Origin of the sequence: Pseudomonas sp. ICMP 8385 (assembly GCF_002699915.1) — a bacterium.
GTDB classification, from domain to species: domain Bacteria; phylum Pseudomonadota; class Gammaproteobacteria; order Pseudomonadales; family Pseudomonadaceae; genus Aquipseudomonas; species Aquipseudomonas gessardii.
The window spans coordinates 228,693-251,554 of sequence record NZ_LKBY01000113.1; the positions used below are offsets into that span (position 1 = coordinate 228,693).

At 60.5% G+C, this 22,862-nt stretch carries 20 protein-coding genes; 7 read left to right on the forward strand and 13 right to left on the reverse strand.

Annotation, left to right across the window (positions count from 1 at the left end; all coding sequences use genetic code 11):
* The first annotated feature begins 226 nt into the window (after nt 1-226).
* From gnd to AO268_RS21475, 3 genes are read left to right on the forward strand one after another with little or no spacing between them, the layout of a single operon-like run.
* Nucleotides 227-1,207, forward strand: coding sequence for a phosphogluconate dehydrogenase (NAD(+)-dependent, decarboxylating) (gene gnd / locus AO268_RS21465; RefSeq protein ID WP_076961063.1), 981 nt, complete (start codon nt 227-229; stop codon nt 1,205-1,207).
* On the forward strand, nt 1,204-2,727 hold the full coding sequence (zwf, locus tag AO268_RS21470; protein ID WP_076961062.1) for a glucose-6-phosphate dehydrogenase: 1,524 nt from the start codon (nt 1,204-1,206) through the stop codon (nt 2,725-2,727). Before gnd ends, zwf begins: the two co-directional genes overlap by 4 nt.
* Nucleotides 2,724-3,548, forward strand: a complete 825-nt coding sequence (locus AO268_RS21475) for an HAD family hydrolase (RefSeq protein WP_099169771.1) — start codon at nt 2,724-2,726, stop codon at nt 3,546-3,548. Before zwf ends, AO268_RS21475 begins: the two co-directional genes overlap by 4 nt.
* Here the strand turns inward: AO268_RS21475 and nhaB are convergent.
* Both nhaB and AO268_RS21485 read right to left on the reverse strand, forming a co-directional pair.
* Entirely contained in the window at nt 3,536-5,038 is a 1,503-nt protein-coding gene (nhaB, locus tag AO268_RS21480; RefSeq protein WP_076961060.1) for a sodium/proton antiporter NhaB, read from the reverse strand. The two genes, AO268_RS21475 and nhaB, sit on opposite strands and share 13 nt — an antisense overlap.
* Nucleotides 5,039-5,255: 217 nt before the next feature.
* The gene (locus tag AO268_RS21485) at nt 5,256-5,522 is read right to left on the reverse strand and encodes a hypothetical protein (RefSeq protein ID WP_029291472.1); all 267 of its coding nucleotides are present in this window, start codon (nt 5,520-5,522) and stop codon (nt 5,256-5,258) included.
* Nucleotides 5,523-5,864: 342 nt separating this feature from the next.
* Between AO268_RS21485 and AO268_RS21490 the strand changes: the two genes are divergently transcribed.
* Nucleotides 5,865-7,190 (forward strand): sigma-54 dependent transcriptional regulator, encoded by a 1,326-nt coding sequence (locus AO268_RS21490; RefSeq protein ID WP_099169772.1) that lies wholly within the window; start codon nt 5,865-5,867, stop codon nt 7,188-7,190.
* A 60-nt stretch (nt 7,191-7,250) separates the two neighbouring features.
* Here the strand turns inward: AO268_RS21490 and AO268_RS21495 are convergent, their stop codons facing one another.
* The 7 genes from AO268_RS21495 to AO268_RS21525 all read right to left on the reverse strand — a co-directional run bounded on the left by AO268_RS21495 (nt 7,251) and on the right by AO268_RS21525 (nt 13,263).
* Complete coding sequence (locus AO268_RS21495) at nt 7,251-8,519, reverse strand: hypothetical protein (protein WP_099169773.1); 1,269 nt, start codon at nt 8,517-8,519, stop codon at nt 7,251-7,253.
* Between the two features lie 49 nt (nt 8,520-8,568).
* Entirely contained in the window at nt 8,569-9,315 is a 747-nt protein-coding gene (locus AO268_RS21500; protein WP_076961057.1) for a hypothetical protein, read from the reverse strand.
* Between the two features lie 37 nt (nt 9,316-9,352).
* Nucleotides 9,353-10,033, reverse strand: coding sequence for a C39 family peptidase (locus tag AO268_RS21505; protein WP_076961056.1), 681 nt, complete (start codon nt 10,031-10,033; stop codon nt 9,353-9,355).
* Nucleotides 10,034-10,098: 65 nt separating this feature from the next.
* Nucleotides 10,099-10,857, reverse strand: coding sequence for a hypothetical protein (locus AO268_RS21510; RefSeq protein WP_099169774.1), 759 nt, complete (start codon nt 10,855-10,857; stop codon nt 10,099-10,101).
* Nucleotides 10,858-10,925: 68 nt separating this feature from the next.
* Complete coding sequence (locus tag AO268_RS21515) at nt 10,926-11,480, reverse strand: adhesin (RefSeq protein WP_099169775.1); 555 nt, start codon at nt 11,478-11,480, stop codon at nt 10,926-10,928.
* Entirely contained in the window at nt 11,477-11,938 is a 462-nt protein-coding gene (locus AO268_RS21520; protein WP_099169776.1) for a hypothetical protein, read from the reverse strand. The genes AO268_RS21515 and AO268_RS21520 overlap by 4 nt, the downstream gene beginning before the upstream one ends.
* Nucleotides 11,939-12,264: 326 nt before the next feature.
* Nucleotides 12,265-13,263 (reverse strand): FecR family protein, encoded by a 999-nt coding sequence (locus AO268_RS21525; protein WP_099169777.1) that lies wholly within the window; start codon nt 13,261-13,263, stop codon nt 12,265-12,267.
* Nucleotides 13,264-13,414: 151 nt separating this feature from the next.
* Here AO268_RS21525 and AO268_RS21530 point away from each other — a divergent pair, with 151 nt between their 5' ends.
* A complete protein-coding gene (locus AO268_RS21530) occupies nt 13,415-13,684 on the forward strand; it encodes a PepSY domain-containing protein (RefSeq protein ID WP_076961051.1) in 270 nt (89 codons plus the stop codon).
* 9 nt (nt 13,685-13,693) lie between these two features.
* Here the strand turns inward: AO268_RS21530 and AO268_RS21535 are convergent, their stop codons facing one another.
* The gene (locus AO268_RS21535; protein ID WP_099169778.1) at nt 13,694-18,754 is read right to left on the reverse strand and encodes a dermonecrotic toxin domain-containing protein; all 5,061 of its coding nucleotides are present in this window, start codon (nt 18,752-18,754) and stop codon (nt 13,694-13,696) included.
* A 182-nt stretch (nt 18,755-18,936) separates the two neighbouring features.
* Here AO268_RS21535 and AO268_RS21540 point away from each other — a divergent pair, with 182 nt between their 5' ends.
* Nucleotides 18,937-19,947, forward strand: coding sequence for an Ldh family oxidoreductase (locus AO268_RS21540; protein WP_099169779.1), 1,011 nt, complete (start codon nt 18,937-18,939; stop codon nt 19,945-19,947).
* A 39-nt stretch (nt 19,948-19,986) separates the two neighbouring features.
* Here the strand turns inward: AO268_RS21540 and AO268_RS21545 are convergent, their stop codons facing one another.
* Entirely contained in the window at nt 19,987-20,307 is a 321-nt protein-coding gene (locus AO268_RS21545) for a DUF883 family protein (protein WP_076961048.1), read from the reverse strand.
* Between the two features lie 166 nt (nt 20,308-20,473).
* On the opposite strand from AO268_RS21545, the gene AO268_RS21550 reads away from it, so the two are divergent.
* Nucleotides 20,474-20,725, forward strand: coding sequence for a hypothetical protein (locus tag AO268_RS21550; protein ID WP_038441493.1), 252 nt, complete (start codon nt 20,474-20,476; stop codon nt 20,723-20,725).
* Nucleotides 20,726-20,750: 25 nt separating this feature from the next.
* Here AO268_RS21550 and AO268_RS21555 read toward each other — a convergent pair whose 3' ends face one another.
* Both AO268_RS21555 and AO268_RS21560 read right to left on the reverse strand, forming a co-directional pair.
* Nucleotides 20,751-21,218, reverse strand: a complete 468-nt coding sequence (locus AO268_RS21555; protein WP_099169780.1) for an LEA type 2 family protein — start codon at nt 21,216-21,218, stop codon at nt 20,751-20,753.
* Between the two features lie 8 nt (nt 21,219-21,226).
* The gene (locus AO268_RS21560) at nt 21,227-22,654 is read right to left on the reverse strand and encodes a nucleobase:cation symporter-2 family protein (RefSeq protein ID WP_076961046.1); all 1,428 of its coding nucleotides are present in this window, start codon (nt 22,652-22,654) and stop codon (nt 21,227-21,229) included.
* Nucleotides 22,655-22,862 lie beyond the last annotated feature (208 nt).

Genomic DNA, 22,862 nt, shown 5'->3' on the forward strand with positions numbered 1-22,862 from the left:
AGCGCTTGAATCGAGGCCCTCGGCAGGAGTCAGGGGCAATTCTGATTTCTTTTTCTGTGCAAGGGAACTTTTTTATTTTTCAAGGTCGCTGTGACTTTTCAGCCAGTAATGGTGAAACGATGGCCATTTTTGTGATGAAACTTGTGCGATTGGCGCCGGACTAATGGGTCATTGCGCTATAAACTGTGTCACACATTTTTTATTTTGTAGTTGGGAGCATCAATACATGCAACTGGGGATTATCGGACTAGGCCGCATGGGCGGGAATATTGCGCGCCGCTTGATGCTCAATGGGCATACCACCGTGGTCTACGACCGCAATGAAGCATTCGTCAAAGGCTTGAGCGACGAGGGCGCGACCGGTGTTACCGATCTGGCCGCCCTGGTCGCCGGCCTGCAAAAACCACGGGCCGTCTGGGTCATGTTGCCGGCGGGCGAGCCCACCGAAACCACGATCAACGACCTGAGCGAACTGATGGAACCCGGCGATGTGATCATCGACGGCGGCAACACCTTCTATAAAGATGACGTGCGTCGCGGCAAGGCCCTGGCGGAAAAAGGCCTGCACTACATCGATGTCGGCACCTCCGGTGGCGTGTGGGGCCTGGAACGCGGTTACTGCATGATGATTGGCGGCGACGCCGAGACCGTCAGGCACCTGGACCCGATCTTCGCCACCCTGGCCCCGGGCCTGGGCGATATCCCGCGCACCAAGGACCGCACCGCCACCGACGACCGTGCCGAGCGTGGCTACATCCACGCGGGCCCGGCCGGCTCCGGGCATTTTGTGAAGATGATCCACAACGGCATCGAATACGGCATGATGCAGGCCTTTGCCGAAGGCTTTGACATCCTCAAGACCAAGAATTCGGAAAACCTGCCGCCAGAACAGCGCTTTGACCTGAACGTGGCGGATATCGCCGAAGTCTGGCGTCGCGGCAGCGTCGTCTCTTCCTGGCTGCTGGACCTCACCGCCGATGCCCTGGCGACCGACCCCAAGCTCGACGGTTACTCAGGCTCCGTGGCTGACAGCGGCGAAGGGCGCTGGACCATCGAAGCGGCCATGGAGCAATCGGTGCCGGTGCCGGTGCTGTCCAACTCGTTGTTCGCCCGCTTCCGCTCGCGCCAGCAAAGCACTTACGGTGACAAACTGCTGTCGGCCATGCGCTTTGGCTTCGGCGGCCATGTGGAGACTTCCAAAAAATGACGGTCAACGGCAAGAAACCCAAGGCCGAACCCGCTCCACCCACTACCTTGTTCCTGTTTGGCGCCCATGGCGACCTGGTCAAGCGCCTGCTGATGCCGGCGCTGTACAACCTCAGTCGCGATGGCCTGCTGGGCGAGGGCCTGCGGATTGTCGGGGTGGATCACAACGCTATCAGCGATGCCGACTTCGCCAAGAAACTCGAAGACTTCATCCGCAGCGAAGCGGCGAGCAAGGTCAAGGGCAATGCCGAGCATGCACTGGACCCACACTTGTGGGCCCAGTTGGCCAAGGGCATCAGCTACGTGCAGGGCGACTTTCTGGATGACGGCACTTATGCCGACATCGCCCGCAAAATCGCCGACAGCGGCACGGGCAACGCAGTGTTCTACCTGGCTACCGCGCCGCGCTTCTTCAGTGAAGTGGTGCAGCGCCTGGGGCGGGCCAACCTGCTGGAGGAAAGCCCCGAGGCTTTCCGCCGCGTGGTGATCGAAAAGCCATTTGGCTCCGACCTGGCCACGGCCGAGGCCCTGAACGCCTGCCTGCTCAAGGTCATGAGCGAGAAGCAGATCTACCGGATCGACCATTACCTGGGCAAGGAAACGGTGCAGAACATTCTGATCAGCCGTTTCTCCAACGTGTTGTTCGAGGCGTTCTGGAACAACCACTACATCGACCACGTGCAGATCACCGCTGCGGAAACGGTCGGTGTGGAAACCCGGGGCAGTTTCTTTGAAAACACCGGCACCCTGCGCGATATGGTGCCCAACCACCTGTTCCAGTTGCTGGCGATGATTGCCATGGAGCCGCCGGCGGCCTTTGGCGCCGACGCGGTGCGTGGCGAGAAGGCCAAGGTGATCGGGGCCGTGCGCCCCTGGTCGCCGGAAGATGCGCGGGCCAACTCGGTGCGTGGCCAGTACACCGCCGGCGAGATCGGCGGCAAGGCGCTGCCGGGCTACCGGGAAGAAGCCAATGTGGCCCCGGACAGCAGCACCGAGACCTTTGTGGCGCTGAAGGTGATGATCGATAACTGGCGCTGGGTCGGCGTGCCGTTCTACTTGCGCACCGGCAAGCGCATGAGCGTGCGCGACACCGAAATCGTCATCTGCTTCAAGCCGGCGCCCTATGCGCAGTTCCGCGACACCGAGGTCGATGAAGTCAAGCCGACGTACCTGAAGATCCAGATCCAGCCCAATGAGGGCATGTGGTTCGACCTGCTGGCGAAAAAGCCCGGGCCGACCCTGGACATGGCCAACATCCAGCTGGGGTTTGCCTACAAGGACTTCTTCGAGATGCAGCCTTCCACCGGCTACGAAACCCTGATCTACGACTGCCTGACCGGTGACCAGACGCTGTTCCAGCGCGCGGACAACATCGAAAACGGCTGGCGTGCGGTGCAACCGTTTCTCGATGCCTGGCAGGCAGACGACGGGATCCAGGCCTACAAGGCCGGCGAAGACGGCCCGGCGGCGGCCGATGAGCTACTGGCCCGCGATGGCCGCGCCTGGCATCGCCTCGGATGAGTGAAGACGCGATCCAACCCATCCGTTTTGTATTGAGTGATATGGACGGCACCTTGCTGTTGCCCGATCACAGTTTGAGCCAGCGCACTATTGATGCGGTGCGGGCATTGCGCGAGGCCGGGGTGTTTTTCAGCCTGGCCACCGGGCGGCCGCCCAGGGCCATGCTGCAGCAGATCGAAGCCCTGGGCGTCGATGTGCCCACGGCAGGGTTCAATGGCGGCACCTTGGTCAACCCCGATGGCAGCATCCTGGTTGCGCACCATTTGCCCGCAGAGGCGGCGTTGATCGCCTTGGCGCTGTTAAGCGATCAGCCAGAGGTGGAAATCTGGGTGTTTGCCGATGGCGACTGGCTGCTGCGAGACCCCACGGGCCCCATGGTGCCCCGGGAGCAGCACGGCTTGGGATATGCGCCAGTGGTGGTGGAGAGTTTCGAGCCGGTCCTGGGGCGGATCGACAAGATCGTCGCGGCCAGCACCAATGCGGCGTTGCTGGTTGAGCTGGAGGCACAGTTGCAGCCCAAGGTCACGGGCCTGGCCCAGGTGTCGCGGTCGCAGCCGGTCTATCTCGATATCACGGCGATGCAGGCCAACAAGGGCGATGCCCTGAAAACCCTGGCCGCTCACCTTGGGGTGGCGCTGGAGCAGACGGCGGCTATCGGCGATGGCGGCAATGACCCGGCGATGTTCCAGGTGGCCGGGTTATCGATTGCCATGGGCCAGGCCGAAGAGGCGGTCAAGCGTCAGGCCGATGTGGTTACCGCCAGCAATGTCGAGGACGGCGCGGCCCAAGCGATTGAGCGGTTTATCCTTCACAGCCAGTAACTGACCGCGTACCAGCCCAGCACGCCCATCACCACGGTGTACGGCAGCGCCATCCACACCATGCGCCCGTAGGACAGGCGGATCAGCGGCGCAATCGCCGATGTCAGCAAAAACAGGAACGCCGCCTGGCCATTGGGTGTCGCCACGCTGGGCAGGTTGGTCCCGGTGTTGATCGCAATGGCCAGGGTCTCGAAATGCTCGCGGCTCATATGGCCGGATACAAACGCCTGCTTGACTTCGGTGATATAGATCGTTGCCACGAACACGTTATCGCTGATGGCTGACAGCAGGCCGTTGGCAATAAACAGCATGCCCGGTTGTTGTTCGGCGGGCAGGGCCAGCACCCACTGGATCAGCGGGGTAAACAGCTGTTGGTCATGAATCACCGCGACCACCGCAAAAAACACCACCAGCAAGGCGGTAAAGGGCAGGGCGTCCTTGAAGGCGTTGCCGATGCGGTGCTCTTCGGTAATCCCGGTGAAGGCGGTGATCAGCACGATCACCAGCAGGCCGATCAAGCCCACCTCGGCGATATGAAAGGCCAGGCCGGCGATCAGGATCAGTGCGGCCAGGCCTTGGACAAGCAGCGCCGCCCGCTGGCGCGGGGTACGCTCGGCGTTGTCCTCACGGGCGTAGTTGGCCAGTACCTGGCGCACGTTGTCCGGCAGCAGGGTGCCGTAGCCAAACCAGCGCAGCTTTTCCAGCAGCACGCAGGTGACCAGGCCCGCCGCCAGCACTGGCAGCGAGACCGGGGCAATCTGTTGGAAAAACTGGCTGAAATTCCAGCCCATTTCGTGGCCGATCAACAAATTCTGCGGTTCGCCCACCAGGGTACACACGCCCCCCAGGGCAGTGCCAACGGCGCCGTGCATCAACAGGCTGCGCAGGAAGGCACGGAACTGCTCCAGGTCGGCGTGGTGCAAGGTGGGCAGGTGATGGTCGTCGCTGTACGCGCTGTCCTGGCGTGGATCATTGCCTGAAGCCACCCGGTGATACACCGAATAGAAGCCCACGGCGGCGCTGATAATCACCGCAGTCACGGTCAAGGCATCGAGAAAGGCCGACAGGAAAGCCGACAAGAAGCAGAACATCAACCCCAGCAGCGCCTTGGAGCGTACGCCCAGCAGCAGGCGTGAAAACAGAAATAGCAGCAAGTCCTTCATAAAGTAGATGCCGGCCACCATAAACATCAGCAACAGGATCACCGGGAAGTTATGCAGCAGCTCGTCGTACAGTGCCTGGGGCGTGGTCATGCGCAGCAACAGCGCCTCGACCATCAACAGGCCGCCGGGCATCAGTGGGTAGCAGTGCAGCGCCATGGCCAGGGTGAAAATAAATTGCGCCACCAGCAACCAGCCGGCCGCGACCGGGCCGAAAGCCCAGAGCACCAGGGGGTTGAGGATCAGGAACGCGAGGATGCTGGCCTTGTACCAACGGGGCGAGTGCCCAAGGAAGTTATGGGCGAAGGCCTGGGCCATTGAACCGGACATGGGGTGCTCCTGGGGGCGAGAAGCGCGCAAAGTGCCCGATGCCCACCGGAAGATCAAGTGAACATGGCCTGGCGGCTATATAAAGAAGAGCGAAACCAAAGTGTCAGGCATGCAAAACCCGTGACGAGGATCGAACTCACGCGCCACGGGTTTAGTCGTCTTAACAAGTTGCAGCCAATATTAAGAAGCGACGGTATGTCGCAGTGGCTGCATTAACTTACTTGGGCATTGCCCAGGATTGAAGTTGATAACCTTCGCCATTGAGTTCGGCGCGGGCTTGCAGCAGCAGGGTTTCCAATTGTTTTGGGTCGGAATAAGTGCTGCAAGGAATCTGTTTGCGCCCGATGCGCTTTTCGGTGCGGTCAATCACGGTCAGGCTCAGTTCGCCAGTCCCGTCTTGTGGGGCCCAGGCCACGCAGTGAAAGGGTTGGAAAGCACGGTCTGCGATCAAAAGAGCTTCGTTGATACGGAGCGGGGCGTTCATGGGGTCTTCTCTCTAAGTGCCCAATCAAAAGATGTGCCGTCGGTTGGGCTTACCGTTCGGCTAGTACCTGTACTGATGCACGATGACAGGGTACGGGTCACATGTTAGAGCAAGAAAATTCAACTTTTCGTGATTAACGTCATGTAAGGCGTGATTTTGAAAGGTCAATGAAAGATTGAAGTCGCATGTATTGAGGGGGGCTGATCGCCAAATGCTGTATCGGTGATGGTTTTATCGCGAAACGATACAAGGGGAGTGTCAAGATCTTGCTAGGGTTATGAGCAGCTCGTCCAAACTGTTGTTTCTTAATAACTTTAATGATTTTGACGCCAAGGAACAGTCATGGTTGTTACACCAACCCTGCGTCGCTTGCTTGTGGTCGACCCTTGTGATGATTGCCACCAGTTATTGCCTGGTTTGCAGGCGGCTGGCTGGGATACCGACAGCTGTGCCCTGGAGGCCCTGGGCGAGCGGACCTGTGACGTCGGCTTGTTGCGCCTGCAGCCTTTTCACCTGCAGCGCCCCGAAGCGGTCAAGGAGCTGATCAGCCGCAGCGGCACGGAATGGATCGCTGTGCTCAGCCCCGAGATGTTGCGCCTGCAGAATGTCGGCGACTTTGTGTGTGAATGGTTTTTTGACTTCCATACCTTGCCGTTCGACGTGTCGCGGGTCCAGGTCACCCTGGGGCGTGCCTTTGGCATGGCGAGGCTGCGAGGCAAAGGTGCGGCCCAGGTGAATGCGCCGGAACATGAGCTGTTGGGTGACAGCCGGCCGATCCGCGAGCTGCGCAAACTGCTGGCGAAACTGGCACCTACCGAGTCGCCGATTTTGATCCGTGGCGACAGCGGCACTGGCAAGGAGTTGGTGGCCAAGACCCTGCACCGCCAATCCCAGCGCCACGCCAAGCCTTTTGTGGCGATCAACTGCGGGGCTATTCCAGAACACTTGATCCAGTCCGAACTGTTTGGCCATGAAAAGGGCGCCTTTACCGGCGCCCATCAACGCAAGATCGGGCGCATCGAGGCGGCCAATGGCGGCACCTTGTTCCTCGATGAAATCGGCGACCTGCCGCTGGAGTTGCAAGCCAACCTGTTGCGCTTTCTCCAGGAAAAACACATCGAGCGCGTCGGTGGTAGCCAGCCGATCCCTGTGGATGTGCGGGTATTGGCCGCGACCCACGTCGACCTGGAAGCCGCTATCGAGAAGGGCGCCTTCCGCGAAGACTTGTACTACCGGCTCAATGTCCTGCAAGTGATGACCGCGCCGCTGCGTGAGCGCCATGGCGATGTGGGCATGTTGGCCAATCATTTTTCCAGGTTCTACAGCCATGAGACCGGCCGCCGCCCGCGCAGCTTCAGCGAAGATGCCCTGATCGCCATGGGCAAGCATGCCTGGCCGGGTAATGTGCGCGAGCTGGCCAACCGGGTACGGCGCGGCCTGGTACTGGCCGAAGGGCGACAGATCGAAGCGGCCGACCTGGGCTTGCAAAGCCGGCAGGCCATCGTGCTGCCCATGGCGACACTGGAAGACTACAAGCACCGCGCCGAACGCCAGGCGCTGTGCGATGTGCTGAACCGGCATAGCGACAACCTGAGTGTCGCCGCCCGGGTGCTGGGGGTGTCCCGGCCCACCTTCTACCGGTTGCTGCACAAACACCAGATCCGCTAGGGCGGGTAAAAAAGCCCCGTCGCGACCCTTATCGCGGCGGGGCTTTTCCTTCTCTTGCTTTTAGAAGTAGTACGGGAATTTCAGGCTGAAGGTAAAGTCCGGCGCGTCATCCGTCATGCCGATGGCCAGGTTGGGCACAATCGTCAGGTTTTCGCTGGCGGCGATGGTCATGCCGACGTTGAAATAGCCGGCATTGGCGTCACTGGACACAATCGACTGCCAATCGCCATTGTCGGGCTTGAGCTTGCTCTTGCGCTGGATCAAGTCAGACACCGAGAACGACATACTCATACGCTCGTTCAAGGCAAACGCCACGCCAACCCCGAACTGGAAGCTGTCGCCCAGGCGGACCTTGCCGCCGACTTTTTCGTTGACCGTCGAGCTGATATCGTCAAACGAGTCCTCGAAGTTGTGGGTGTAGGAGAGTGAGCCGAACAGCACCGCCGGATCGAAAGTCTTGACCAGGGAGATCCCCGGGGTAATCGACCAGACGCCGTTGCCGGTCGGCAAGTTCTCCGGCACATAGAGATTGGTATTGGAGGGCGAGCGCACCAGTTTGATCCCGAACGGTTCCTTGCCGGTTGGCGCCTTGACCCGTACCGACACCACGGCATCGGGCATCGTCGCCGACTCGTCGAGGAACTTGTAGGCAATCCCGAAGTTGACATCGCCGATGGTGGGATCGCGGCTGACCGATTCCTCGGAAGTTGCCGTGCCCGAGCCGCCATTTGCGCCACCGGACTGATAGGTCGATTCGCGGTACACCACCGGCACGTTGACATCGAACTGCCAACGGTTATCGACGTTATAGCGGCCCGTCAGGTCCAGGGTCCAGTTATCGGCCTTGATGCGGTCCAGGTTGATATTGCCCAGGAAGATCGAGTCCAGCGCCAGGAAGCCATTGAGGGTCAATTGCCGGGCATCGTAGCGGGCGTAAGTAATGCCCGTCTCAACGCTGAACTTGCCATTGCCGAAGAAGCCGCTGGCCTCGTTATAGAGGTTGCTGACACTTTGTGCCGGGGCCGAATCATCCTTGAGCGCCTGCCCATAGGAGCTGCCGCCGGCGGCCACGGTACTGCCACTTTGCTTGAAGTCGGCTGGCGACTTGGCCAGGCGCTTGGGCGCAGGTGTCGCGGGCTGGTCTTCTACCTGGCGTACCCGTTGTTCCAGGACCGCCAGGGCTTTTTGTTGTACTTCATAGCGTTGCTTGAGTTCCAGAAGTTCCTGTTTGAGGGTTTCGATATCGGCGTCTGGCGCTGCGTACAACAAACTCGCTGGCAAGATCGTACTTAAACAAACAACGGCGCGTAGCGATAACGTTCGATGCATGAAATAAGCCGTCCTTTTCTAATGCGTAAGTGTCGAGGGTCAGCGTAGTTCAATAACCGAGCGTGCGTAGGCCCTTGAGTTGATCCAGATTACAGTTCAAAGCCACGTTGTTTAGACCGTTATTACCCAGCACGACATTGAGTTGGGTCATGTTGTTTACGAAGTTACTGTTGCCTTGCAAAATTGTGCCTTGCAGAACATTACCGCCGCCGATTTGCTGTACGGCGCTACCCTGATTATGGTTGGCCTGGATCGCCATCTGCAGGCCGCCGTTATTGGCCGAGACACTGACTTTGCCGGCGGCGCTATTGCCGGAGATAGAACCACCGGCGACCAGTACCTGGCCCGACTGCACCAGATTGGCGGGCGCCAGGCCGTTTTCACTGACATTGATCCCGACGTTGTTATAGGCGGTATTGCCATCGCCAGCGGCGCGGACGGTTTGTGTCACGCCGCTGCCGGTACCCAGCCCGGAGCCGCCGATGACCGTGCCGGTGCCCGTGGGGCGGTCGCCGCCCTTGCCGGTTTCCCCGGTGGTCTGCACGTAGAACTGCGGCGTGATGGTGGAGGCGTCGATCTGCATGTTGGCCTTGACGGTGCTGGTATCACCGGCGGCGTTGGTCCAAGTGGTGCTCATCACGATGCCGAAGCTGACAATCCGCCCCGGCATCACGAAACGGCCGCGCAGTTGGGCCAGTTCCGCGTCATTCATTTCAATCGGCTTGAACGCCGAGGCTGCATAAGCGGGCATTGAGGCTGCCAGGCACAGGACCGTCAGCCAACGGTAAGTGTTCATCATCTGCTCCTGGAGCTTCCTGCTCCTGATGGCGCTTCTAGAAGAAGTCGCTCTGGATGAAACCGAAGTCCATCAGCTCGGCATCGCCCACGGGCCGGAACTCGTTCATTTTGCTCTTGGCGGTCAACGGTATCGGCGGGTCGAGCAGGGCGTTGGCCTTGTCGTAGCCTTCACCGAGCACGGCGAACACGATGCCATTCCATCCGGCGAGGAAATCGTCCCGCGAGTAACGCTTGTTGCCCAGTACCGGGTCGCCGATATAGATCCAGTCTTTCTCGGCACGTTGCATCACCACAAAGTGCTTGTAGCCACGGATATCCAAGAGCACCACCACCGGGATCTTCACCGTGGTCAGGGTGTCCGGCCCGATCTTGTAGCCCCGGGCCCGCATGCCGATGCTTTCGAGGTAGCGCTTCATATCCAGCATGGAAAAGCCCTGGGTGCGTACCAGGTCCTGGTCGGCGTTGACCAACATGCCCTTGATGACGTGTTCCTCATCGACATCCAGCCAGTAGCCCTGGCGCAGGATGGTGGCGAGTGCTGCGGCCCCGCAGCTGAAATCGGTTTTTTGTTCCACCAGGTTGGCAAACCGCCGCTCGCGGATGCTCTCGACTTTCTTGAAGACCAGCGCACCGCCGGGCATGGCGGAAATCGCCATTTGCCCTGCCCAGGACGGGCCGGTGAGCATTAACAGCAGGCACAAGGTCGCGAGGCGCATGATCGAATGACCTGTTGGACACGGGAATAAAAAAGGGCCTTGTTGCCAAGGCCCTCTGCATCAGGTCAGAAGCGTACGCCGCTGCCCGCTGCACACTGGGTGCAACCGCTGCCCAGGGACAGGGAGTTGGATTGCTGGTTGCCAGAGCCCGCAGACACGTTGATGCCGATGTTGCCGGAAGCATTGTTGCCCGAGTGGTTGATCGAGGCATCGTTGTTGACGTAGGTCTTGCCCCAGTTGCCGTAGCCTTTGCCGGCCGATGCGGTGTTGAGGAAGGTGTTGTTCAGCGATTCCTGGCTGGTGACGGCCGCAGCGCCAATGTTTTTGCCGTCGGAGGTTACGATTGCCAGGTTGTTTTTCTGCTGGTTGCCTTGACCTGCGGTGACGTTGACACCCACGTTACCCGAACTGTTGTTCGCCGAGTTGTTCAGCGAAGCATCGTTTTGCGTGCCTTTGTTGGTGAACTTGTTGTTTTTGGACGTTTGCTCGACGTCTACGATCGCGAAAACGGCCAGGGCATCCTTGGCAGCACTGCTGGTAATGGCTGCGCTGTTGTCTTGTTGGTTACCACTGCCTGCGGCAACGTTGGCCCCCAGGTTACCGTCGCTGTTGTTCAGCGAGTGGTTGGCTGAGGCGTCGTTGTTGGTTTTGGTGTCGTCGAACTTGTTGTCTTTGCTCAGTTGAGAGTCGGTCACGACCGCAGCAACGGTGCCGCTAGGGGCCGGGGTTGGCTTCCACTTATCTTCATTACCCGCTTGTGCAGCAACAGCCATGAGCGCAGCCAGAGCAAAAACCAGTGGTTTGAGAGCCATTGTAGGTTTCATGGTGTATCTCCTTGCTTCTAATTGGTTGGTTAAGTGTTGGTACGGTCTTGCAAACACCGATCAAGCGCTTACTTGATCGTGATACCCAGGGTGTTAGCCACACGGTTCCCCACCCCTGCACTCTGATTCACCTGTACCACTCCACGGCTGCCGGTGAAGGCCTGGTCGCTGGTCACGACCTGGCGGCTGCCAGTGGTAGAGGCGGATCGGGAGTCTGGTAACAGCGTCATGTTCTGTTGCGACAGGACGCTGTCATCGATGCTTTGCGGGCCAGGGTTGATACTGATCCGCACCGCATTGATTGCCTGGTTGTTGGCCCCGGCCGACTGGTTGACACCCAGTACACCGTTGCCGTTGCTGAACGATGAGCCCTGGATCGCTGCACTGGCATTCAGGGCCGGGTCGACCTTGCCGTCGAGCCGCTGCACCAGTGCGTCAGTGGCTTGGCCACCCACCGCGATTGCGCGGCTATTGATCTGTTGTTGCTGGTTGCCGGCGGCCTGATTGACAGAGGCGACGCCGCTGTACTGCTGGCCGGAACTGTCGATCAGCGCATGATTGTTACTGTCGGCCAGCGCGCTGGTGCAACCGAGGAGGGCGAGGATCAGCCATGCGTGCTTCATTTCTGGCCTCCCATCAGGCTGCCGAGGTTGTTCAGAGGGGCCATACCACGCTGGATCGTCCCGCTGATCTGTCCGCCCAGGCTGCCGCCGCCGCTATGGCCCGCCGCCGCGCCGGCACCCAGCCCGGAGGCGCTGCTGCCATGGGTGGTGCTCAAACCGGGGAGGGTGCCATTGGGCAGGATGGAGCGTGTGATGCTTGACCCGCTGCTGACCCCGGCGAAGTCGTTATCGTTGAGTTCGCCGTTAGCCGTGGCGCGCAGAATCTGCGCGCCAGGATTGGCATTGGCCGTAGAGGGATAAGGGTCCGGGCCGAAGGAGGAACGCCCGGCCATATGGCCTTGGACGTTGCGCCCGGTGACGATCACGCCGTTTTCGGCCAGGGCCGGCACGCTCACACTGGCGCTGAGTACACAGCTGATCAGCAGCAGGCTCAGCGAGCCTTGATTGAGAGTTGCCACGGCATCATTCCTTGTTTTGTGGCGCTGACCCTAAACAGCGCTGCAAGGCATAGAGCAGAAGCTGTGCCGCTTTTTATATTGTGTTCTTTTTCAAGGAGTTGGGATTGTTGGCAGGGCGGACGTAGGCCCCGGTGTATCAGGCATGAAACAGGGCGCTACCCAATGACCAGCACCTGGCATGTTTCAGCCATGCAACACTCTTGATGACGAACCGATGAATCCGCCGCCACAGGGGCGTTGCGCAGGGAGGGGTGTTTCAAAAGTGGACATTGCGACGCGCACAGAGGTCGCGCCCGGTACTGCCCAAGGCGCTGTCTTTGCGTCGCTCAGGTCTTGGGCGTTTTACGCGGTATCGCGTTGAGCACGGTGTTGCCATCCTGGTTCTGGGTCAGGTAGACCGGTAGGACCTTGGGCAGGGAGGACACCAGGTGGGTGACTTCATGGATATCGTAGATCCCGCCAATACGGATGTTGCCGGTACCGGTATCGGCCAGCATCACCGGTTTGCTCAGGTAGCGGTTGATCAGCGGCAAGGCATCCACCAGCGCCAGGTTGTCGAGGATCAACTTGCCCCGACGCCAGGCCAGCGCCGGGTCATGGGGGGAGAACGCCTGCAACTGCGGTTGCGCATCACCCCGGTTGTAACTGGCCTGCATGCCGGGTGTCAGGCTCAGGCCGCTGTGGCTGGCATCGCTGCTGATCTTCACCGAGCCTTCCAGCAACATGACCCGCACCTGATCGTCGTACTTCCAGACGTTGAACTGGGTGCCGGTCACCCGGATCTGCCCCGCGCCGACGTGGAGCACGAACGGGTGTTCACGGTCATGGCTGACGTTGAAGAACGCCTCACCTTTTTTCAGGGTGGCCCGGCGCTCATGCTTATAGTTGCTGTAGACCAGCTCGGTGCCCAGGTTCAGCTCCACTTCGCTGCCATCGGCCAGTGTCACTTGGCGCAGGCCACTGGTGGCGTCGTAATGCTCATAGGAACTGGGCAGCCAACCCGCTTCCCAGCCAGTGAAGGCGGCCAGAGGCAGAGCCAGCAACGAGATGGCGGCGGCCACGGCATAGGTGCGCCAGCGGCGGGGCGGTGTGACTTGCGCTAGCGGCGGGGCCGTTTCGCTGCTGCGCGGCAAATGGTCGGCCACCTCCCAGACTTCCAGCATGGCCGCATATTCAAAGGCATGCAGGGGATGCGCATCGTGCCACTGTTCAAACGCCTGGCGCTCGGCCGCCGTGCAATCAAAAGCGTGCAGGCGCATACACCAGTGCGCAGCGGCATCGGTGATCGCGTCATAGTCGGCTTCTGAAAGGGGCTGTTCGGTCATTGGTGCTTCCTGATTTCCTACATTCTAACCTTCCCGGCAGGGTGCCGAGAACCGCCATCATGGCGTATGAGCATCAATGTGGAACTAATTCAGCCTGCAAACACCCTAAAAATCTGGATCTGTAAGTCATTCTCGCTAACGGAGTAAGAACATGCTGAAGAAAACCCTCACCACCCTGCTTGCCACTGCCACCTTGCTCGGCGCCGGAGCCGCCCTGGCCGACAAGCCAGGAGCCGGCTGGATCACCATCGAAAAAGCCATCGAAACCGCCAAGACCAAGGCCGGTTACATTGAGGTCTACCAGGCCGAAGCGGACGACAATGGCTACTGGGAAGTCAAAGGCCGCAAGGCTGACGGTGTGGTCTATGAAGTACGCATCGACGGCGCCTCGGGCAATGTGCTGCGCGACCAGAAGGACTGACCCCGGCGATCAGTTTATCGACTCCCTTCGACTGGAGGGCACTGGGTCCAACTGGCGACCCAGGTGACTGATCAGGAACGCCACCGAGTCGGCATTGTCCAGCATCGTGTCGACTCGCCTGGCCAGGTTGCTCATGAAAATCCCCCGCGCGTTGCTCAAATCCACGCCCCCGGTGGTGCGCAGTATCTGATTTTTGATGTGCCCGGTTTCAGGGGTCGCTCCAAGGTCACGCCAGAAGGTGCCACTGATATCGGGGAACTTGAACAGTTGGGTGATGGGGGTTTTGCGCGAGTAGCTCTGGTCCTGGTAGCTTTTCTGGGAATCCGACAGGGTGCGCCCAGCCTGCGTCAACGTCTCGATCAGATCGGAAAACGGCATCACCGCGTTCAGGTAGGCGGCATCGGCTGTCATCGCCACCACATGGCTCATCTCATGAATCAACATCGTCGCCCGCGCATGAGCCGCCCGGTCGAAATAATCCGGCAGGTGATTGTCATAGTTGCTCAACGGCGGCGTAAAGAAGTGTTCGGTCAGGTAAAACCGTCGCTGCGGATCATTGTCGATGACAAACCCCCAATTCTGTTGTGGGTCCGTTCGATGGGCGCCCACGACGAAACGCTTTGAATCGATCGTAGACAGCGTCGGATCCAGCAGGCCGGCGAGGATCAGGTCGACAATGCGGTGCAGCTTTTGCACCAGGACCGGATCAATCTCTTGCGGGCCATGATCCGGGTCGATATCAATCCCAAAAAACTCATTGATGAAGCGATGGATCCGCGTCACAGGGGCTATCCCAGGTGCCAGCAACCCCAGGTTCAACTTACAGTTCTGTACATAAAACGTCGCCAGGTCGAGCGCCTCCACGATCATCCGGGCCCGCTCGGGATACAGCGCACGAATTGCCTGCATGCCAACCGCTTCGATGTTCATTATCTGACGTGCCGCAGTCCGAGTTTCTGAGCGGTCCTGCAGGCGGCCATAAGCCTGGCCAAAGCGCGCGATATGGTTGCGCGTATCGACCACCCATTGCCCCAGGGTATTGCGCCACACAAACGGGCCGTTTTGCTGCTCCGTCGCAATGCGCCAGAACGCGCCAAGGGGGTTGACCTGATACACCTTGCCAGCCATGGGAATGTAGGACGCAGCGTTATGCTGGTATATCCCCTTCAGGGCGTTGTGCTTGAGGTTGACCAGCGCCACATCGTGCACTTCGCTGGGCGACAGCACAGTGCGTTCAGGGGTGGTGATGTCCAGCGGCCAGTTCATAGAGGGCAACGGTGCAGGGGGTGTTTCTTCTATCGGCTCCAGGATGAGCGACTTTGCTTGCTGCAAGGCCTGGCCAACTGCGGCCATTTGCGCAACGCCGTCGATAAACGCCTGCAAGGCCCGTCGCCAATGATGGTCTTGCAAGGCCTCGGCGGACTCGGTGAACAGGGAAATGCTCTGCCAGATCACCCAGGGCAACGCCAGCTTGCCAGGCAAAAAGCCGATCACCCGGCCAACCGAACCACTGAATACCTGCTTGATGGTTTCCCATTCCTCTTCAGCCCCGCTGATCGATTGGGTGCCCAGCAACTTCAGAAGCAACTGCCGGTTGTCGTCGAACAGTTGGCTGAACAGGTTGCCCTGGATCGGATTGAATCCCAGGGTGCTGGCCAGCAAGTTCCGATCCGTGGCGTCCTGGGGCGCGGGCAGGCGCTTGAGCACACAGTCTTGCAGGGCGCCGGGCCGGTTCAGGGCCTCCAGGCACTGTGCTTCGTTCTCGAACTCGGTAAAGCTCAAGGTCGGATGATAAGGCGCATACAACACCTGCACCCCCTGGCGCCCGGCGCCAATGAGGTACAGCCCCAGGGCGGTTGCTGGCGCAGCGCCGGCCGTGGCAATCAACTCCAGGGGCCTGACCCTGGCCGTCGTGCCCATGACCGCTGCGCGGGCAATGGCGTCTGGCATGTCGACCACCTGCTGGATCAGGTCAAAGCCCCGTTCTGACAGGCGCTCCTGTAGCTTGAGGGCGTGGGCGTGCTGTAACAGCTGCCAGGGCACTTGCTGGCTGAAGTCCCTGAGGCGCCGCTCGAAACCGGGGTTGGCAGCCGATAAACGTTCCGTCACATAGGCTTGATAATCCTCGTGGGCTTTGAACTGCAACAGCATCTGGCGCACGACGGCCTCGGTCAGGCTGGGAGCCTGGCAGAGCACATCAAACCCGGCGGTTTGCAGGCTGGCGGGGTTCATGGCGAAATCCAGCAAGCCCTGGCGTTGGCCGGCCAGGGCCAACCTGGGCACAATCGTCACATCCGCAGCAAAGACTGAATAATCGACGAGCATAGCGTTGAGGCGGTCCGCCACGTGCTGACGCAGTGGCTGAAGTTCATCCAGATAATCCCGGCCATGCAGGGTATTGATGCGGTATTGCTCGAGGATTTCCGCCTGGCGTTGCTGCTCCCGGGGAGGCGCCGCTCCCAGCCCGTCCGGTAGGGAGTGCCGCAGTTCTGCCAGCCGTGCAATAGCCGCCGCACGCTGGAGGTTATTGACCGGGAGCTTTTTGCGCACCTGTCCCAGTGCCTGGAGCAATGACTGCGCTTTGGCCTTGAGCCCCAGGGTGTGTTGGCGCTGGGCGATGTACTGATTGATCCACGACTGCTGGCACTCCTGCAGGGCGGGTTCTTTTATCAACTGCAACGGCCCCGGCTCATAGCATTGATGGGGCAGGCGCGCAGGGGCGGCCAGGTTTTCCAGCAGGCTCAAGCGTCGGGTTGGGCTGCGTAGCCGATGCGCCAGGGTATCGTTCAGGGCACTGACCGAGGCGAAGACTTCCACGCCAGCGGCCGGCGTCCATAACACGGCGTGTCCAGAATGATGCGGGTCGAGACCTCCGCGCTCGGTGAGCACAAAACAGTTGGCCAGGCGATGCAGCGTGGTTTGGCCATTCACCCGCACCGACAGGGTGAATGCATCCGGCGTAAAGCCTTTCAATGTACGGCGCCGCTCAGGCGTGGCGTTATCCGGGCTCAACACTGTCTGCAGGATCTGGATATCACGCTCGTCGAGGCTCTTGTCCTGCCCCCTGAGGCGGGCTTCCTCCAGAATCCCCACTGACATGCTGTGCACCAGCTTGGGCAGCGCAGCTTCCAGGCCGGCGCGGGGGATCTGCGCGATTGTCTGGAGGCTCAGGCCAAGCAGCCAGTGCTCCACCATGGCATTGAGTCGGTCAATGCTCAGCTCCAGCCGTTTACTCGCCTGGCCGCGGATCCGTGGCCCGTACACCGCGTACTCCGGTGTGACCGGGATGGCCTGTGCCTGGCCGATCAGGCGGGCGATGCAATGCTCCAGCACGCTCTGGCTGGCCCGTGGCGTGCGTCGCTCCTGATCGTCGGCATGGCCTGCATAGCGGTTGATGTAAAGGTCTTGCGGGTTCAGCGGCAGCACGGTAGAGGGGCTGAACGTTGCACGCAGTTGGTCGGCAATCACCGTCTCAAGGCTGGGGACCAACGCCAGCAGGCTAGCCAGCGCATTCTCCACGCTGTGCAGTTGGCGGAGGGTCAGGCGCGCCTTTTCTGCGGGCACCGACGGGGCGGCCGGGTGCGTGCTCCAGCGTCCCCTGGCGTCCAGTGCCAGCAACCGATGGTCAAGCAGGGCACGGATATCCAGGCCGTGATCGAGCAGGGCATAGGCATCCATCGTCCCTTGATGGCGTCGGTAAACATCCAGGCAGTATTCGAGGTTCTGCTGCTGCTTGGCGATGATGTCTTCAAGCAAGCGCTTGAACACCGGGCCACTGAAGGGGGCCGGACTGAACTGCGGCTGTTGAAAACCGACAAACCGCGCGCGTTCCTCCAGGGCCAGGAAACCGAAGAAGTCATCTTCATGCCCGCGTGCCCCCACCATGGCCCTGAGTGTTGCCTGCAGGTCGCTGTAGTCCTCGAGTACCTGCAAACCCTTGGACTGGGTATAGAGATAGGCCTCGCTATTGGTGATGACCAGCGTACTGGCCAGTTCGACGTAATGGGGGTAGTGCTCCCACAGGCGGACTTTTTCGATAGCGAGTGTGGTGCGACGTTCGGCGGGCAGGTAGAGGGCGTCCAACTGTTGCCACTGTTCAGCCGAGATCACCTCTTCCTGGCGCTTGAACAGTAAATCGACCCGGGATTTATCACTTATGGCCTGGGCAAAGTACTCACGCCTTGAACAGCCAGCAGCCACAGGGCTGTTCCAGTAGGTCTCAAGTGCGTTGCGCAGGAACAGATGCAACTGCTGGGCGGCCTGTTTGATGCCGTCCTCCCAGTGGGTTTGCGCTTGCGTCTGGGTGGCGGCCACCTGTGGGTTCAGAAATACCCGGCGCAGGCCAACCGACCAGGACTGTTGCCGGTAATACAGCAACAAGGCATCGCGCAACAACAGCGCATTCACCCACCGGTCCTGGTCCGTGGGGGAGGTGGCCAGGGCGTAGAAAAACACATGGGTCTTGCGCTGGTCGATGTTCGCCAGGGATGTGTGCAAGGTACTGGCCAGCAGTTGATCCAGCAGGGTTTCCATCAACGGCAACTTGCCCAGTTCATCAAGCATGACCTGGACATTCAGGTGCTGGTAACGCTCGATACAGGCCTTTTGTTCGTCGAAGACATTGCCCTCGATCAGTTGCCGCGTGAGGCTTGAACCTGCCGCAAAGGTAAAGCCGGCCCGCTGGTCAATGGCCAGGAAGTGCAGGAGTTCGCGCTGTTTCTGAGCGTCGCGCAGGCGGCTTTCCAGCGTGTGTATCAACTGTTCATAGTCATTGAATTTTTCCAGGCCGGTCACTGGGCCATAGAAAAAAACCGAACTGTAGCTGCCCTGCGAGCCCATCACGAATGCCCCCGCCAGCTCAATCGGTGGTTGACCGGGGCGGTTGACCAGCAAGCGTTCGGCGATCATCGGCGGCGACTGCGCCTTGCGCCCGACCGCGTTGGCAAAGAACAGGTTGCGCAAGAAACTCCGGTCAAGGTCGGTGATACCGCGATGCCGCTCGCGGGCACTCAAGTGTTTGGCCAGGCGCATGGCCTCGGGGAAGAAATAGGGGGGTTGCAGGTCGTCCATCGCAAAGGCTCGGTGCAGGCTATAGATGCAGCGAGCCTAGGAGCGGGGGGCATTGCCCAGGCATTAAATAAATAGCGCGCAACCGCTGCCGGTGGTTGACAGCTCACTGGTCACACGTTGTTAATCAATGCGCTGGATTCCGCAGGCTGTTGCCCCTCCCAATAACAATTCTGGAGCTTCAGATGTCAGCCACACCCCTTGGCTTCACTGAACTTGTGACACTGCTCACGAGCATCTTCATCCGGCATGGCGCCTCGCCCGAGGTTGCCTGTGTGCTGGCCGACAACTGCGCCCGCGCCGAGCAGGATGGGGCGCATAGCCATGGGGTGTTTCGCATACCCGGCTATGTCTCGACCCTGGACAGCGGCTGGGTCAATGGCCAGGCGGTGCCGGTGGTTGAGGATGTTGCCTCGGGGTTCGTGCGGGTGGACGCCGCCAATGGCTTTGCCCAGCCCGCCCTGGCCGCCGCCCGCCCGTTATTGGTGGCCAAGGCCCGCAGCGCCGGGATCGCGGTACTCGCGATTCGTAACTCTCATCACTTTGCCGCCCTGTGGCCGGATGTGGAGCCGTTTGCCGAAGAAGGCCTGGTAGCCCTGAGCGTGGTCAATAGCATGACATGCGTAGTGCCCCACGGTGCGGATCGGCCCCTGTTCGGCACCAATCCCATCGCGTTTGCCGCACCACGGGCCGATGGACCGCCGATTGTGTTTGACCTGGCCACCAGCGCCATTGCCCATGGCGATGTACAGATTGCTGCGCGCAAGGGCGAGCGGGTGCCGCCGGGCACTGGGGTCGACAGCCTGGGCCAGCCAACCCAGGACCCCAAGGCGATTCTCGAAGGCGGTGCGCTGTTGCCGTTTGGCGGGCACAAGGGCTCGGCGCTGTCGATGATGGTGGAGTTGCTGGCCGCCGCCCTGACCGGAGGCAACTTCTCATTTGAGTTCGATTGGTCCAACCACCCCGGCGCCAAGACGCCCTGGACCGGCCAGTTGCTGATCGTGATCGACCCCAGCAAAACCGCCGGGCAAGACTTTGCCCAACGCAGCCAGGAATTGGTGCGGCAGATGCATGCGGTGGGGTTGCGCCGCTTGCCCGGCGACCGGCGTCATCGCACCCGGGCCAAGGCCGTGCAGGAAGGCATTTTGTTGGACGGGGATGAACTGGCGCGGCTGCGCACGCTGGCGCAGGGCTGATGGCCGACGCGGGCTAAGCCGCGCCGGCCGTGGCATCGATCAGTTGCGACGGCCCAGCAGCAGGCCTACCACCAGGCCCAAGCCGGCGGAAATGGCGACGGTCTGCCAAGGGTGGCCACCGATATAGGTTTCGGTGGCCTCTACCACCGGCTTGCTGCGCTCACGCACGTTGGACACCGACTCCAGGGCCTGCTTGAGCTTGATCGCCACCTGCTCGCGCAGGGTTTCACCTTCTTCTCCCACCAGCGATGCGCTGCTTTTGAGCAGTTTGTCCGATTCTTCGATCAGGGCCTGGAGTTCGCTGAACGCCTGGTCCTTGATTTGCTCTTCGACAGCTTGAGCGGCAGTTTTACGGGCCATTGAGTAGCTCCTTGCGGGGTAAGTGGGCAGTGAACAATGGAGTCTTCGCGCGGTGCAAAAGTTGCAGTTTTTTTTTCGCCGGGCCTCTACACGATGCAAAATCCGAATTCGGACCTTTCGACCTACAGTGTAAGATGTCACCTATTTGTGCAGCAGGTAATTCCACATGAGCTTCAATCTGGCCAACAAGCCCCTTGCCGAGCGCGCGGCGCTTGAAGATGAAAAGTCCCGTCTGTACGACTTGTGGCAAAGCAACCTGGGCAAGGCCAAGGGCGAGGGTGCACGGCTGTTTGGCGAGCGCGCCAAGCGCAAGGGCAAATGGGCCGAATGGGTGCGTTCGGAGCTGGACGGCATGTCGCCACCGGAATTTGCCAACATGGTACGCAGCGAAGTCAACCGCCTGATGGCTGCCAAGTAGGCGCAAGCTCGCTCCTACAGGTGGTCTACCAGGTCACGCTGTTGGGCAGGTCCAGGGTGCCGCGATCGACAAAGCGCATCGTGCCAAACACCCCACCCGCCAGCTTGCCGCGCAGTACATAGGGCAGGTTGTTCAAGCGCTGGGTCTGGCTCAGGCCCAGGGTCTGACGCAACACCGAAAACGCCGAAACGCTGACCGGTACTGTCAGAACCGTCTCGGAAAAGCGTGGGATAGAGCCCTGCTGATCACTCACCCCAGCCGCCAGCGGCCGGCCATTGACCTCCAGGTCCAGGGCCACGCCGTTGTAGTCGATGGCCGTGTCATTGGGGTTCTGCACCCGCAGCTTGATCGCAAAGCGTACCTCCAGGTCCTGGCTTTGCAGCGGCTCGATGCCCACCACATTGATATGCAGCGGGTCACGGTTGGGGAACAGGGCGCAGGCGCTCAGGCTGAGCAATATCAAAGACAGGGTCAGGCCGATCAATCTGCGCATAAGGGTTCCTATTTCGTCGGTTCCGGGTCCTGCATCACCTTGAGGGTAGAGGCTTCCGGGTCAAATTCATCTTCTTGCAGCTCTATGAACTCTTCAGGCAGGAAAATGTTCAGCAGGATCGCACAGAACGCTCCGACGGTAATCGGCGACTCGAAGATGTTATGCAAGGCCTTGGGCAGCTCGCGCAGCACTTCCGGCACCGCCGCCACGCCCAGGCCCATGCCCAGGGAAATCGCCACGATCAGCACATTGCGCCGATGCAGCCCGGCCTCGGCGAGGATCTTGATCCCGGCCACCGCCACCGTGCCGAACATGATCAGGGTCGCGCCCCCCAGTACCGGCTTGGGCATCAGTTGCAGCACCGCGCCAATCATCGGGAACAGGCCCAGCAACACCAGCAGTCCGGCAATGAAATACGCCACATAGCGGCTGGCCACGCCGGTCAACTGGATCACCCCGTTGTTCTGGGCGAAGGTCACCATCGGCAGGCTATTGAAGGTGGCGGCCATTACCGAGTTCAGGCCATCGGCCAGCAGGCCGGACTTGATGCGCTTGATATACAGCGGGCCCTTGACCGGCTGCTGGGAAATCATCGAGTTGGCGGTCAGGTCGCCGGCCGCCTCCAGGGGCGAAATCAGGAAGATCACCGCCACCGGGATAAACGCCACCCAGTCGAACGAAAACCCGTACTTGAACGGCACCGGCACGCTGACCAGCGGCACCTGGGGCAATGCCGCCAGGTCAACGCGCCCCAGCCACCAGGCCACCACAAAGCCCAGGGTCAGGCCGATGACAATCGAGCCCAAGCGCAGGAACGGGTTATTGAAGCGGTTGAGCACCACGATGGTCAGCAGCACCAGGGCCGCCAGCCCCATATTGCTGGCGGCACCCAGGTCGGCGGCGCCATAGCCGCCGGCCATGTCGGTAACCGCGACCTTGATCAGCGACAAGCCCATCAAGGTGATGATGGTGCCGGTCACCACCGGGGTGATCAGCTTGCGCAATTTGCCGATGAACTGGCTGAGCACCACCTCGATAAACGCGGCGAAGAAGCAGATGCCGAAGATCGTCGAGAGAATCTCATCGGTGCCGCCGCCCCGGGCCTTGACCATGAAGCCGGCACTGAGGATCACGCTGATAAACGAAAAACTGGTGCCTTGCAGGCACAGCAAGCCCGAGCCCACGGGGCCAAAGCGCCGCGCCTGGACAAACGTGCCCAGGCCGGAGACAAACAGCGCCATGCTGACCAGGTACGGCACTTCGCTTTCCAGGCCCAGCACGCCACCGACGATCAGGGTCGGGGTAATGATCCCGACGAAGCTGGCAAGCACATGTTGTAGGGCGGCAAAGATCGCGGCGGTGAAGTGCGGGCGGTCTTCCAGGCCATAGATCAGGTCGGATTTATAACGGGGGCGGGGGGCTTGAGCGTCAGACAAAATACGTGCTCGGGTCAGAAAATGGACGCGCAGGATGCCAGAAAGTGCCCGTTGTCAAAAGTGTGAAAATTTATTTCTCCGGACCCTGCAAAAAAACCTCAAGCCGGCCGATAACACGGATAGGCCCGTTAATGCTGAGATCGCAGCCAGGCCCCACAACAAACAGGTGTCACCGTGTCGCGGCAAGGATGCTCGCAGCCATCCCCTC